Source organism: Janthinobacterium sp. SUN033 (assembly GCF_030397595.1).
GTDB lineage: Bacteria > Pseudomonadota > Gammaproteobacteria > Burkholderiales > Burkholderiaceae_D > Janthinobacterium > Janthinobacterium kumbetense.
In genome coordinates, this window is sequence record NZ_JAPQNV010000006.1 from 349649 (window position 1) to 362523 (window position 12875).

Annotated in this window: 10 protein-coding genes; 6 read left to right on the forward strand and 4 right to left on the reverse strand. The window is 61.8% G+C overall.

What is annotated here, in order from left to right:
- The first annotated feature begins 22 nt into the window (after nucleotides 1-22).
- The 3 genes from nirK to OX460_RS24945 are packed head-to-tail and all read left to right on the forward strand — an operon-like array spanning nucleotide 23 to nucleotide 4514.
- The gene (gene nirK, locus OX460_RS24935) at nucleotides 23-1507 is read left to right on the forward strand and encodes a copper-containing nitrite reductase (protein ID WP_289900278.1); all 1485 of its coding nucleotides are present in this window, start codon (nucleotides 23-25) and stop codon (nucleotides 1505-1507) included.
- A 29-nt stretch (nucleotides 1508-1536) separates the two neighbouring features.
- Nucleotides 1537-2214 (forward strand): iron-sulfur cluster repair protein YtfE, encoded by a 678-nt coding sequence (ytfE, locus tag OX460_RS24940; protein WP_289900279.1) that lies wholly within the window; start codon nucleotides 1537-1539, stop codon nucleotides 2212-2214.
- Between the two features lie 14 nt (nucleotides 2215-2228).
- Nucleotides 2229-4514, forward strand: coding sequence for a nitric-oxide reductase large subunit (locus tag OX460_RS24945; RefSeq protein WP_289900280.1), 2286 nt, complete (start codon nucleotides 2229-2231; stop codon nucleotides 4512-4514).
- A 135-nt stretch (nucleotides 4515-4649) separates the two neighbouring features.
- Here OX460_RS24945 and OX460_RS24950 read toward each other — a convergent pair whose 3' ends face one another.
- Complete coding sequence (locus tag OX460_RS24950; protein ID WP_034780276.1) at nucleotides 4650-5072, reverse strand: DUF1841 family protein; 423 nt, start codon at nucleotides 5070-5072, stop codon at nucleotides 4650-4652.
- Between the two features lie 464 nt (nucleotides 5073-5536).
- Between OX460_RS24950 and mqo the strand changes: the two genes are divergently transcribed.
- Nucleotides 5537-7135 carry a malate dehydrogenase (quinone) gene (gene mqo / locus OX460_RS24955; RefSeq protein WP_218965305.1) on the forward strand — a complete coding sequence of 533 codons (1599 nt, stop codon included), beginning with the start codon at nucleotides 5537-5539 and terminating at the stop codon, nucleotides 7133-7135.
- Between the two features lie 100 nt (nucleotides 7136-7235).
- Here the strand turns inward: mqo and OX460_RS24960 are convergent, their stop codons facing one another.
- Nucleotides 7236-7868 carry an RNA pyrophosphohydrolase gene (locus OX460_RS24960; protein ID WP_076566319.1) on the reverse strand — a complete coding sequence of 211 codons (633 nt, stop codon included), beginning with the start codon at nucleotides 7866-7868 and terminating at the stop codon, nucleotides 7236-7238.
- 204 nt (nucleotides 7869-8072) lie between these two features.
- Between OX460_RS24960 and OX460_RS24965 the strand changes: the two genes are divergently transcribed.
- Nucleotides 8073-9812 carry a proline--tRNA ligase gene (locus tag OX460_RS24965; RefSeq protein WP_289900281.1) on the forward strand — a complete coding sequence of 580 codons (1740 nt, stop codon included), beginning with the start codon at nucleotides 8073-8075 and terminating at the stop codon, nucleotides 9810-9812.
- Nucleotides 9809-10435, forward strand: coding sequence for a lytic transglycosylase domain-containing protein (locus OX460_RS24970; RefSeq protein WP_099666507.1), 627 nt, complete (start codon nucleotides 9809-9811; stop codon nucleotides 10433-10435). Before OX460_RS24965 ends, OX460_RS24970 begins: the two co-directional genes overlap by 4 nt.
- Nucleotides 10436-10514: 79 nt before the next feature.
- On the opposite strand, the gene OX460_RS24975 is transcribed toward OX460_RS24970, so the two are convergent.
- On the reverse strand, nucleotides 10515-10910 hold the full coding sequence (locus OX460_RS24975) for an SWIB/MDM2 domain-containing protein (protein WP_071653383.1): 396 nt from the start codon (nucleotides 10908-10910) through the stop codon (nucleotides 10515-10517).
- A 436-nt stretch (nucleotides 10911-11346) separates the two neighbouring features.
- Nucleotides 11347-12714: a signal recognition particle protein gene (gene ffh / locus OX460_RS24980; protein WP_034780269.1), complete on the reverse strand. Its 1368-nt coding sequence runs from the start codon at nucleotides 12712-12714 to the stop codon at nucleotides 11347-11349.
- Nucleotides 12715-12875 lie beyond the last annotated feature (161 nt).

Below are 12875 nucleotides of genomic sequence, written 5' to 3' on the forward strand. Positions count from 1 at the left end.
ATACAAGACCAAGGAAAGCTTGATGAAAACGACTCCCTCCCTCCGCGCCATTGCCGCCGCCGTCTGTGTCCTGGCCATGCCCCTGTCCGTGCAGGCCCAGGCGAGCCTGCCTGCCAGCGCTGCCGCCACTGCCGCCAAACCTGCCACCGGCGTGGTCAAGCGCTATGAACTGCAAACCAATATCGTCGACGGCAAGATGGTATTCATCGACGCCAAGGGCCAGGTCAACCCGGTGCTGGCGGCCAAGGTGGGGGAAACGGTCGAACTCGTGCTGAAAAGCGGCGAAGGCGCCGAACACGACCTGCTGATCCCCGAGCTGAACGTGGCTTCAAGCAAATTCAGCGCCAATAGCGGCAGCACCACCGTGCGCTTCAAGGTCACGCGCGCCGGTACGTTCACCTATTACTGCTCGATTCCCGGCCACCGCCAGATCGGCATGGAAGGCAAGCTGGTCGTGAGCGGCACTTCGCTGGCCGAAGCGGGAGCACCGAAGGCTGCCGGCGCCGGCAGCGCGGCCAGCGAATCGAGCCAGGCCGCCGCGCTGGCCCTGTACACGCCCGCACCGTCGCCGATGCGCGGCCCCGACCCATCGGCCGTCAGCGTGGCGGCCAATCCTGCCTCCGTGCCCACCGCCATCGGCGCGCGCGCGCCGCAAACCCTGAAATACCGCATGGAGACGGTGGAGCTGCCGGGCAAGCTCGATGACGGCACCAGTTTTACGTACTGGACCTTCAACCGGCAAGTGCCCGGCCCGATGCTGCGCGCGAAGGTGGGCGACACGGTGGAACTGACCCTGTTCAATGCCAAGGACAGCAAGATGATCCACTCGATCGACCTGCACGCAGTGACGGGCGGCCATGGCGGCGGACAGCACACGCAGGTGGCGCCGGGGCAGGAAAAGACGGTCACTTTCAAGGCGCTCAATCCGGGCCTGTTCGTCTACCACTGCGCCACGCCCCTGGTGCCGCAGCATATCGCGGCCGGCATGTACGGCATGATCCTGGTCGAACCGGAAGGCGGCCTGTCGAAGGTGGACCGCGAGTATTACGTGATGCAGGGCGAGATGTATACGGGCCGTCCGCACGGCGCGCCCGTGCACCAGGAACCGAACCTGGAAAAAATGGCCAATGAGCTGCCCGACTATTACGTCTTCAATGGCGAAGTGGGCGCCTTGAGCAAGACGCACAAATTGCAGGCGAAAGTGGGCGAGACGGTGCGCATCTATTTCGGCGTCGGCGGCCCGAACAAGATTTCATCGTTCCACATCATCGGCGAGATCTTCGACAAGGTGTACAGCGAAGGGTCGATCAGCAGCCCGAAACACGACGTGCAAACCACGCTCGTGGCACCGGGAGGCGCGACCATCGTCGAACTCAAGGTACAGCATCCGGGCAGCTACCTGCTGGTCGACCATGCATTGTCGCGCGCAGGCAAGGGCGCCGTGGGCGTGCTGGAAGTGACGGGCGAACCCGTACCCGGCGTCTACCACGCGGGCGCGGCGCAATAAATCTACCTATTCATCCTCAAGGAACTGTTATGGAAATGATCGAGCTATCCCTGGGCCAGCTGGCCCGCCGCATCCCTGGCGCCACGCGCCTGTTCGATGCGCACCGCCTGGATTTCTGCTGCGGCGGCAACAAGACCCTGCGCGCGGCGGCCGAAGCGGCCGGCGTGGATGCGGCGCCCATCGTCGAGGAACTGAAACTGCTGGCAGGACGGATTGACGCCAGCGGCGAGCGTGACTGGCAGGACGCCTCGGCCACCGAGCTGGTGGAACACCTGCTGGCGCGCTACCACGCCGTGCACCGCGAGCAGCTGCCCGAACTGATACGCCTGGCACGCAAGGTCGAGCAGGTGCATGGCGACCGCGCCGACTGTCCGCACGGGCTGGCGGAACACCTGTCGGCCATGGCGCAGGAGCTGGAAAGCCATATGCGCAAGGAAGAAGACGTGTTGTTCCCGATGATCGTGCGCGGCCAGGGCCCGCGGGCCGGTGCGCCCATCAACGTCATGCGCATGGAGCACGACGACCATGGCGTGGCCTTGCGCGCGATGGAGGCAATGACGAACGATATCACCGCCCCTGGTGGCGCCTGCACCACCTGGCGCGCGCTGTACACGGGCTTGCGCACCTTCCGTGCAGACCTGATGGCGCACATCCATACAGAAAACAATATCCTGTTCGAGCGCTTTGCGCCGGCCGTGGTGCACTGACAAAGGAATGACCCATGGGTCCGTACAAAAAACTCTGGTTCACCCTGATCGGTGTACTGATCGTGACGTTTTCGCTACTTGGCTACTACGGAACGGAAGTCTACCGGCAGGCGCCGCCCATCCCCGCGCAAGTGCTGGCGCAGGATGGCCGGCAACTGTTCGACCGCGAGGGCATCCTCGACGGCCAGACGGCCTGGCAATCCGTCGGCGGCATGCAGCTCGGTTCCATCTGGGGCCACGGCGCCTACCAGGCGCCCGACTGGACGGCAGACTGGCTGCACCGCGAACTGACGGCCTGGCTGGAACTGGCCGCGCAAGAGCAGCATGGCAAGGCCTACGCGGCGCTCGACGGCCCCGCGCAGGCGGCGCTGCGCGAAGCGCTCAAGCTGGAATACCGCGGCAACCGGGTCGATGAGGCGCAAGTACTGCGCCTGTCGCCGCGCCGCGTGCAAGCCATCGCCAGCACGGCGCACTATTACGACCAGCTGTTCTCTGACGCGCCTGCGCTGCACGCCAGCCGCGAGCATTTCGCCATGAAGGAAAACACCTTGCCCAGCGCCGAGCGGCGCGCACAGATGACGCAGTTCTTCTTCTGGACGGCATGGGCCGCCGCCACCGAGCGTCCTGGCCAGAAAGTGACCTATACGAACAACTGGCCGCATGAACCGCTGATCGGCAACCAGCCCAGCGGCGAAAACCTCGTCTGGTCGGTCGCCAGCGTGGTGGTGCTGCTGGCCGGCGTGGGCTTCCTCGTCTGGGGCTGGGCCTTCCTGCGCGACCATGATGAAGCGCTGCCGGCGGCCGGTCCGCGCGATCCGCTCACCACGTTCGCGCTGACGCCTTCGCAGCGGGGACTGGGAAAATACCTGTTTCTGGTGGTGGCCCTGTTCATCTTCCAGGTCTTCATCGGAGGCTTTACGGCGCATTACACGGTGGAGGGGCAGCAGTTCTACGGCATCGACGTGTCGCGCTGGTTCCCGTATGCGCTCACGCGCACCTGGCATATCCAGGCCGCGCTGTTCTGGATCGCCACGGGCTTCCTGGCCGCCGGCCTGTTCCTGGCGCCCCTGATCAATGGCGGCAAGGACCCCAAGTGGCAGCGCCTGGGCGTCGACGTGCTGTTCTGGGCCCTGGTCGCGGTCGTCGTCGGGTCCTTCATCGGCAACTATCTGGCGATTGCGCAAGTGATGCCGCCCGAGTGGAATTTCTGGCTCGGCCATCAGGGGTATGAATATGTGGACCTGGGGCGCTTGTGGCAGATCGGCAAATTCGTCGGAATCCTGCTGTGGCTGGTGCTGATGTTGCGCGGCGTCATACCGGCCCTGTGCCAGAAGGGCGGCGACAAGAACTTGCTGGCGCTCTTGACCGCATCCGTGGGCGCCATCGGCCTGTTCTATGGCGCCGGCCTGTTCTACGGCGAACGCACGCATTTATCGGTGATGGAATACTGGCGCTGGTGGGTGGTGCACCTGTGGGTGGAAGGCTTCTTTGAAGTGTTTGCCACCACGGCGCTGGCCTTCATTTTCTCGACCCTGGGCCTGGTGTCGGTGCGTATGGCCACGACGGCCAGCCTGGCGTCGGCCTCGCTGTTCATGCTGGGCGGGATTCCCGGCACTTTCCACCACCTGTACTTCGCCGGCACCACCACGCCCGTGATGGCCATCGGCGCGAGTTTCAGCGCGCTGGAAGTGGTGCCGCTGATCGTGCTGGGGCATGAAGCGTGGGAAAATTGGCGCCTGAAAGAACGTGCGCCATGGATGGAAAACCTGCGTTGGCCCATGATGTGCTTTGTCGCCGTCGCCTTCTGGAACATGCTGGGTGCGGGCGTGCTGGGCTTTATGATCAATCCACCCGTGGCCCTGTACTACATCCAGGGCTTGAACACGACCCCCGTGCATGCGCATGCGGCGCTGTTCGGCGTGTACGGCTTCCTGGCGCTGGGCTTTACCTTGCTGGTGCTGCGCTATCTGCGGCCCGACTACCGTTTCAGCCCTGCGTTGATGAAGACGGCGTTCTGGGGCTTGAACGCGGGCCTGGTGCTGATGATCTTTACCAGCCTGCTGCCGATTGGCATCATCCAGTTCCACGCCAGCGTGACGGAAGGCTTGTGGTATGCGCGCAGTGAAGCGTTCATGCAGCAGCCGCTGTTGCAGAATCTGCGCTGGATACGCACCTTTGGCGACGTGGTCTTCATCGTCGGCGCCATCGCTATGGCGTTGCAGGTGGTGCTGGGATTGATGGGGAGAGGGCCGACACAGGCCTTGCCTCAGCGCATGAAGGAGGCAGTAAAACCGATGTGAGGTAGTACTGGCACAACACCTGGCAAAACCGTAGCGAGCGGCAGTGATTTGTGGCTACGAAGCGCAACCGTACTCTAGTACGGTGAGCATCGCAGGCCGCAAAGCGCGACGCGCAGCAGGTTTTAACAGGTGTTCCTACCGGCGGCGGACGCAGTCGATATAGGCGTCCGTGTCCGGCGGCAAGCCCGAGCGCTGCGACGCCCAGATCATCTGGCCCAGGCATTCCATCACTTCGTGCTGGGCGGCATGGGCCGAATCGAGGCGCTGGGTGAGCTGCTGGACGGCCGGGCGGATGCCGCGCGGCTGGTCCACCTGCACCTGTTCCGTGATCGACAGATGCATGGACAGGTGCAGGAAAGGATTGGCTTGTCCCCCTTCGACGGAATAGTCGCGCGCCAGCGCCGCTTCGACGTCGGAGAGCTCGTTTTCATACTCGGGGTGTTCGAGGATCCAGTCGAGCGCAATGGCTTCCATCGGCGTGAGGATTTCATGGGCGCGGTGCTTGCGCAATGTTTCGCAAAAGAAACGGCGCACATCGTCGGAAGAGGGGTTGAACATGGCTGAAGGACTATGGCTAAAGGGCAGCCGGCATTGTACCGCGTACATAAATAACGGGCATCGAGGATGCCCTTTTTGCCGTCTGGCGGCCGCATGCATGACCCGATAGTCACCGTCATTTAATACCCTGCAGTAAGTATTATCCACTACCGCCACGGCCCGGCGGCGCCAAATAACGGTGATAAAATCGCCGCTCTTGATATTTGCACTGGACATGACGGCGATTTCATTGCCGGTTTTTCAGCCGACAACGAGGTCCGCGCTGTCCATTGCCCGCACCTTTGCCACCAGATCATGCTCTTGGGATATCCCGGAGCGCGGCAGCATGCCTATCACCATCGACATTGACCTGTCCGGCCGCCCTGGCGTTCCGGCTGGCTAGCTGTTTTTCATTCAATACGGCGATGGTGCCGCCACGGTGGCGCGCAAGAATCATCCTTCAGTATTCATAAACGGAGTTACGTATGCGTAAATCGCTATTACTTTTGATGTCGTGCCTGATCCTGGCGGCATGTGACAAGACCCCTCCGGCCTCGTCCGAAAAACCGGTCGACGTGCTGCTGATCGGCGCCGGCACCATGAGCGCCACCCTGGGCAGCATGCTCAAGGAACTCGATCCGTCGCTGACGATGGAAATGGTCGAGCGCCTCGATTCCGTGGCCGCCGAAAGCTCGGATGCGATGAACAACGCAGGCACGGGCCACTCGGCGTTTGCTGAACTGAACTACACGCCGGAAGCGGCCGATGGCAGCATCGAGACCAAGAAAGCCGTTGCCATCAACGAGCAATTCGAAATTTCCAAGCAATTCTGGGCTTATCAGGTTGCCAACAAGCACCTGGGCGCGCCGCAAACCTTCATCAATAACGTGCCGCACATGGCCTTTGTGTGGGGCGATGACAATATTGCCTTTTTGAAGAAGCGCTACGCCGCGCTGCAAAAGGAAAACCTGTTCAAGGGCATGCTGTTCTCGGAAGACCAGGCGCAGATCGAGCAATGGGCGCCGCTGGTCATGCAAGGCCGCGACAAGGGCCAGAAAGTGGCCGCGACGCGCATGGAAATCGGTACCGACGTCAATTTCGGCAACCTCACGCGCGGCCTGGTCAAGTACCTGACGGATAGCCATGGCATGGTCCTGCACCTGCGCCACCAGGTGGAAAACATCCAGCGCGGCGCCGATGGCGTATGGAACGTGACGGTGAAAGACTTGAACGCCGGCAAGGAAAAGACCATGCGCGCCAAGTTCGTCTTCATCGGCGCCGGCGGCGGTTCGCTGCCGCTGCTGGAAAAATCGGGCATTCCGGAAGCCAAGGGCTACGGCGGCGTGCCGGTGGGCGGCCAATGGCTGGTCACCACCAATCCGGAGCTGGTGGCGGCGCATGCGGCCAAGGTCTACGGCAAGGCGTCCGTCGGTTCGCCGCCGATGTCCGTGCCGCACCTGGACACGCGCATCATCGACGGCAAGAAAGCCTTGCTGTTTGGCCCGTTTGCCACCTTCTCGACCAAGTTCCTGAAAAACGGTTCGTGGATCGACTTGCCTGCCTCGATCGGCACTGGCAATGTGAAACCCATGCTGCAAGCCGGTTACGACAATATTCCGCTGACGAAATACCTGGTCGAACAGGTCATGAACACGCCGGAAGACCGCCTGAAGACTTTGCGCGAGTACCTGCCGAACGCCAAGATGGAAGACTGGACCTTGCAAAACGCGGGCCAGCGCGTGCAAATCGTCAAGGATGACCCCGTAAAAGGTGGCTTGCTGCAGTTCGGCACGGAAGTCGTCGGTGCCGCCGATGGCAGCATCGTCGCCCTGCTGGGTGCGTCGCCAGGCGCCTCGACTGCGCCGCCGATCATGATCAAGGTGCTGCAAACGGCTTTCAAGAGCCGCCTGGCAACGCCGGAATGGCAAGCCAAGATGGTGGAAATGGTGCCGTCGTACGGTCAAAAGCTGAACAATGACCCAGCCCTGGCCAACAAGATCCGCCACTACAGCAGCAACATCCTGGGCTTGAAGGCGATCACGCTCGACGTGCCAGCCGCTGCGCCAGCGCCGGCAGCAAACTAAGTCAGCCTTGCCGGCAGGGAAGTTTCCTGCCGGAATGAAAAAAGGGGCAGCCTGTTCAGGCTGCCCCTTTTGCGTGGGAGAGTGCGTTCATTGCGGTGGACTACCCCTTGCCCGGCAAGATCAGCTCCGGCGTACACCCTTCGGCGGCAATGCCGTCGCAAGGCTTGGCCAGTGCCGCCCCATCCTGCGCCCGTGGCGCATGGGGCTGGCGCAGGTAGCGCGACGTGTGGCGGTGCGCTTGCTGTGCGTTGCCATGCACGGGCCAGGTCAGGAAGCGGGACAGCTCCTGCAAGGCGCGCTGGTAGACATCGCGTTTAAATTCAATGACGACATCGAGCGGGACCCAGTATTCATGCCAGCGCCAGGCGTCGAACTCCGGATGGTCGGTCAGGCGCAGATTGACGTCGTTATCGCGCGCGCACATTCTCAGCAGAAACCAAATCTGCTTCTGGCCACGGTAATGGCCGCGAATCTCGCGCTTGATGAAGTGGTCTGGCACTTCATAGCGCAGCCAGTCGCGGGTGCGGCCGACAATTTTGACGTGTTCCTGTCTGAGTCCGATTTCCTCTTCAAGTTCGCGAAACATGGCTTGTTCCGGTGTTTCGCCATATTTGATACCGCCTTGCGGAAACTGCCATGAGTGCTCGCGCACCCGCTTGCCCCACCACACCTCGTTCTGGGCGTTTAGCAGGATGATGCCGACGTTGGGCCGAAACCCTTCACGGTCGAGCATAATGCACCTCAAACTTTCTGCGACAGTGCATCCTTTTTTACATAATTACCCACAACTTCGCAAGCCGGTGACCTTTTCGGGGTGCGAAAAGCGCCGGAATCGCACCAATTGAGCGCATTTGTGTAAAGTATGGACGCATCAGCCAGCTAATCCTTTAAAATTAGGTTGATTATAACCCTCTCTTTTTAAAAAGAATTCACCGTTATGCGCGCCTCCCGTTTTTTTATTTCCACACTTAAAGATGCACCTTCTGACGCGGAAATCGTCAGCCACCAATTGATGATGCGTGCAGGCATGATAAAACGCCTCGGTTCCGGCATCTATACCTACATGCCGATGGGCTTGCGCGTGATCCGCAAGGTGGAAGCCATCATCCGTGACGAGATGAACAAAGCTGCCGGTATCGAACTGCTGATGCCGCTCGTGCAGCCGGCCGAACTGTGGCAAGAGACGGGCCGCTGGACCAAGATGGGCGACGAACTGATGCGCGTGAAAGACCGCCACGGCCGCGAATACGCGATCCAGCCGACATCGGAAGAAGTCATCACGGACGTCGTGCGCACGGAAATCAAGTCCTACCGCCAGCTGCCGTTGAACTTTTATCACATCCAGACCAAGTTCCGCGACGAGCGCCGCCCACGCTTCGGCCTGATGCGCGGCCGCGAATTCACCATGAAGGACGCCTACTCGTTCGACCGCGACCTGGCCGGCATGCAAGCGTCGTACAAGGTCATGTTTGACGCCTACACGCGCATCTTCACGCGTTTCGGCCTGCAATTCCGCGCCGTGGCAGCCGACAACGGCGCCATCGGCGGTTCCGGTTCGCATGAGTTCCACGTCATCGCCCACACGGGGGAAGACGCGCTCGTGTACTGCCCGACCTCCGATTACGCGGCCAACATGGAAGCGGCCGAAGCGCTGCCGCCAGCGGGCGAGCGCCCGGCAGCAAGCCAGGCGCTGACGAAAACGGCCACGCCGGACACCGTCAAGTGCGAAACCGTGGCTGCCCTGCTGGGCATAGCCCTGGCGCAGACCGTGAAAACCATCGCCCTGACGGTGGAAACCGTTGGCAAGGATGAAAAAGTCACGAAACAGCATTTCATGCTGCTGCTGCGCGGCGACCATGAATTGAACGACATCAAGGTGGGCAAGGTTGCCGGCCTGGCCGGTCACCGTTTCTCGACGGAAGCGGAAATCCTGGAAGTCTACGGCACCATTCCCGGCTATCTGGGCCCGATCGGTACGCAAGCACCCGTCACCGTGGTGGCGGACCGCACGGTTGCCCACATGAGCGACTTCGTTTGCGGCGCGAATGACGCCGGTTTCCACTACACGGGCGCCAACTGGGGCCGCGACGTGGCCGAGCCTGCCATCGTGGCCGACTTGCGCAATGTCGTCGCCGGCGACGCTTCGCCGGACGGCCAGGGCACGCTCGCCATCGAGCGCGGCATCGAAGTGGGTCACGTGTTCCAGCTGGGTACGGCGTACTCGGAAAGCATGAAAGCCACCTTCCTCGACGAAAACGGCAAGCCTGCGCCGCTGCAGATGGGGTGCTACGGCATCGGCGTGACGCGCATCCTGGGCGCCGCCATCGAGCAGAACTTCGACGACAAGGGCATCATCTGGCCGGCGTCGATCGCGCCATTCGAGGTCGTGCTGTGCCCGATGGGCATGGACCGCAGCGAACTGGTCAAGGAAGAGACGGAGAAGCTGTACGCGGCCCTGCAAGGCGCTGGCGTCGATGTCATCGTCGACGACCGCGGCTTGCGCCCTGGCGCCATGTTTGCTGACTGGGAACTGATTGGCGTGCCGCACCGCATCGTCATCGGCGAGCGCGGCCTGAAAGAAGGCAAGCTGGAGTACCAGGGCCGCCGCGATGCGGAAGCGACCGGCGTGGCGCCGGACGAGATCGTCGCCTTCATCCAGGGCAAAATGGCGCAGTGAAGCGCATATCCGTAAGTAAAACGGCTGGCGCGCTCGCGCTGGCCGCCTGCCTGGCCTGCGTCTCTCCGGCGCAGGCCGGCAACCAGAAGGAGGAGGCGCTGGCCGACTCCGTCCGCCTGGCGCTGTCGCACGCGATCCGCGACGAACGCCCGCCGCAACCCAAATTTGCCACTCCCGCCGACTTGCAGCGCTACCAGCAATGGCTGGCGCAGATGTCGTCGCGCCTGCAGCGCAAGCTGCCGGATGCGCAGCTGCGCACGGAATTCCTGGAAACGGTCTGGTATGAAGCGCGCCGCGCGGGCCTGGAACCGGCCCTGGTGCTGGGCCTGATCCAGGTGGAGTCGGCCTACCGCAAATATGCCGTCTCGCTGGCCGGCGCGCGCGGCTACATGCAGGTGATGCCGTTCTGGACGGGCGTCATCGGCGACAGCGACCGCAGCAAGCTGTTCCACATGCAGACGAATCTGCGCTATGGCTGCGCGATCCTGCGCATGTACCTGGATATGGAAAAGGGCGATTTGTACCTGGCGCTGGGACGCTACAACGGCAGCCGGGGGCGGGCCGAGTACCCGAATGCCGTGCGGGCGGCATGGCGGCAGTGGGAATTCAAGCCGGCCAGTTGAACCGCAGGCAAAAAAATGCCCCGCTCGCAGTGATGCGGCGGGGCACTCACACGGCGCGGAACGCCCTGTGCGTATCTGATTATTTCAAATGATCGGAGATCAGTTTCGTCATTTCAAACATGGAGACTTGGGCTTTGCCGCCGAAAACTGCTTTCAGCTTGTCGTCCGCATTGATCATGCGGCGGTTGGCCGGATCTTGCAGATCGAGTTTTTTGATGTAATCCCATACCTTTTTGGTCACTTCCGTGCGCGGCAGTGGTGCTGCGCCAACAACGGCGGCCAGCTCTTTCGATGGCGTCATTGCTTTCATGAATGCTGCGTTTGGCTTGCGTGGTGTTGCCGGTGCTGCCGCTTTCTTCGCCGCTGCTGGTTTAGCTGCTGCTTTGGCTGCGGGTGCTGCTTTCTTGGCGGCTGCAGGCTTGGCTGCTGCTGCTTTGGCTGGCGCTGCTACTGGGGTTTTTTTGGCTGTTGCCATCTTCGAGCCTCCTTAACAAACACATGGGAAATTGCGCAATTAATCGCACGGCTAATATTGGTGTGGATTTACCTTGTATGCAAGTGTTTTTCACGTTTTCACGAGGAAAAAGCAGGGAAATGACCATGCTGTCGCCCGGGCGCACCGCTTGGGGGCGCAGAACGGCGTTTTTGCCCGTAAATGGCATGGTTGCTGGCTGTGCGGGGAGGGGTACTGCGGGGAGGGAGGAAATGATGCCGGACGCCATGAAAATGCAATCCGGCATGATTTTATAACGGTGTTTCTTGACTTGAACTACATCTCACGCGGCGTAAAAAAGGCCTTCAAAATCACAGCGAGCGGGGATGATTTGTGGTCGAGAAGCGCAAGCGCACTCTAGTGCGCTGAGCATCGCCGGCCGCAAAGCTCCCCGCGCAGCGGATTTTGACGCCTTCCACTACCTCATGCCGGGCATCATGCCCTTCATGGAGCGCATCATCTTCATCATGCCGCCGCCCGACAATTTCTTCATCATCGTCTGCATTTGCTCGAATTGCGTCAGCATGCGGTTCACTTCCTGCACTTGCACGCCGGCGCCGGCGGCGATGCGGCGCTTGCGCGTGGCCTTGATCAGTTCAGGCTTGGCGCGTTCCTGCGGCGTCATCGAGTCGATGATGCCGCACATGCGGCGTACCTGCTTGTCGGCCTGGTCCATGTTCTTGCCGCCTGCCGCCTGCTGGAACTGGGCTGGCAGCTTGTCCATCAGGTTGGCCATGCCGCCCATTTTCTTCATCTGGCCCAGTTGCGCCTTGAAATCGTTCATGTCGAACTTGCCGCCGACCTTGATCTTTTGCGCCAGGTCGGCCGCCGCCTTGCTGTCGACGCCCTTGCGCGCCTCTTCCACCAGGGCGAGGATGTCGCCCATGCCCAGGATGCGGTTGGCCATGCGGGTCGGGTCGAATGCTTCCAGGCCGTCGAGTTTTTCCGAGACGCCGGCAAACTTGATCGGTTTGCCCGTGATGTGGCGTACCGACAGGGCCGCACCGCCGCGCGCATCGCCATCGAGCTTGGTCAGCACGATACCGGTCAGCGGCAGCGCATCGTTAAACGCTTTCGCCGTGTTGATGGCGTCCTGGCCCAGCATGGCGTCGACGACGAACAGGGTTTCGATCGGTTTTACGGCGCCGTGGACGGCGGCGATTTCGCGCATCATCTCTTCGTCGATACCGAGGCGGCCCGCCGTATCGATGATCAGCACGTCGTGGTAGTGCTTTTTCGCCCAGTCCAGCGCGGCCAGGGCGATATCGACCGGCTTGTCCGTGCTGGAAGACGGGAAGAAGTCGGCGCCTACCTGGGCGGTGACCGATTGCAGCTGGGCGATCGCGGCGGGACGGTACACGTCGGCCGAGACGGTCAGCACTTTCTTCTTCTTTTCTTCCTTCAGGTATTTCGCCAGCTTGCCGACGGTGGTGGTTTTACCCACACCCTGCAAACCGGCCATCAGGATGATGGCGGGCGGCTGCTGCGCAAAGCTGATCTGCGACGCTTCCGGTCCCAGGTCGGCGCCCATCAGGGCGGCCAGCTCGCGCTGCACCACGCCAACCAGGGCCTGGCCTGGCGTGAGCGAGGAAATGACATCCTCGCCCATGGCTTTTTCTTTGACTTTGGCGATGAATTCGCGCACGGCGGGCAGGGCGACGTCGGCTTCGAGCAGCGCCAGGCGCACTTCGCGCAGCATGTCGGCGGTGTTCGCCTCGGTCAGGCGCGCCTCGCCGCGCATGGTCTTGACGACTTTGGCAAGCCGTTGGGTGAGATTATCTAGCATGATGAACCTGCAATGAAAAGCTTGGGAGTGGGCGGCGAAAGCCGGACGATGGCCGTCATTTTACCTTATCGCGGTTGGCTGGCGGTCCTGCGCTGCATCGCCTGGCGGTTGGCCTGCTTTTGAATTAGTTGGTATTTCTGGCAATGCCGCGATTGCATGAA

Coding starts and splice junctions, on each gene's coding strand:
- OX460_RS24960 (WP_076566319.1), bottom strand. CDS start 7,868: ATGCTCGACCGTGAAGGGTTTCGGCCCAACGTCGGCATCATCCTGCTA.
- OX460_RS24965 (WP_289900281.1), top strand. CDS start 8,073: ATGCGCGCCTCCCGTTTTTTTATTTCCACACTTAAAGATGCACCTTCT.
- OX460_RS24945 (WP_289900280.1), top strand. CDS start 2,229: ATGGGTCCGTACAAAAAACTCTGGTTCACCCTGATCGGTGTACTGATC.
- OX460_RS24950 (WP_034780276.1), bottom strand. CDS start 5,072: ATGTTCAACCCCTCTTCCGACGATGTGCGCCGTTTCTTTTGCGAAACA.
- ytfE (WP_289900279.1), top strand. CDS start 1,537: ATGGAAATGATCGAGCTATCCCTGGGCCAGCTGGCCCGCCGCATCCCT.
- ffh (WP_034780269.1), bottom strand. CDS start 12,714: ATGCTAGATAATCTCACCCAACGGCTTGCCAAAGTCGTCAAGACCATG.
- nirK (WP_289900278.1), top strand. CDS start 23: ATGAAAACGACTCCCTCCCTCCGCGCCATTGCCGCCGCCGTCTGTGTC.
- OX460_RS24975 (WP_071653383.1), bottom strand. CDS start 10,910: ATGGCAACAGCCAAAAAAACCCCAGTAGCAGCGCCAGCCAAAGCAGCA.
- mqo (WP_218965305.1), top strand. CDS start 5,537: ATGCGTAAATCGCTATTACTTTTGATGTCGTGCCTGATCCTGGCGGCA.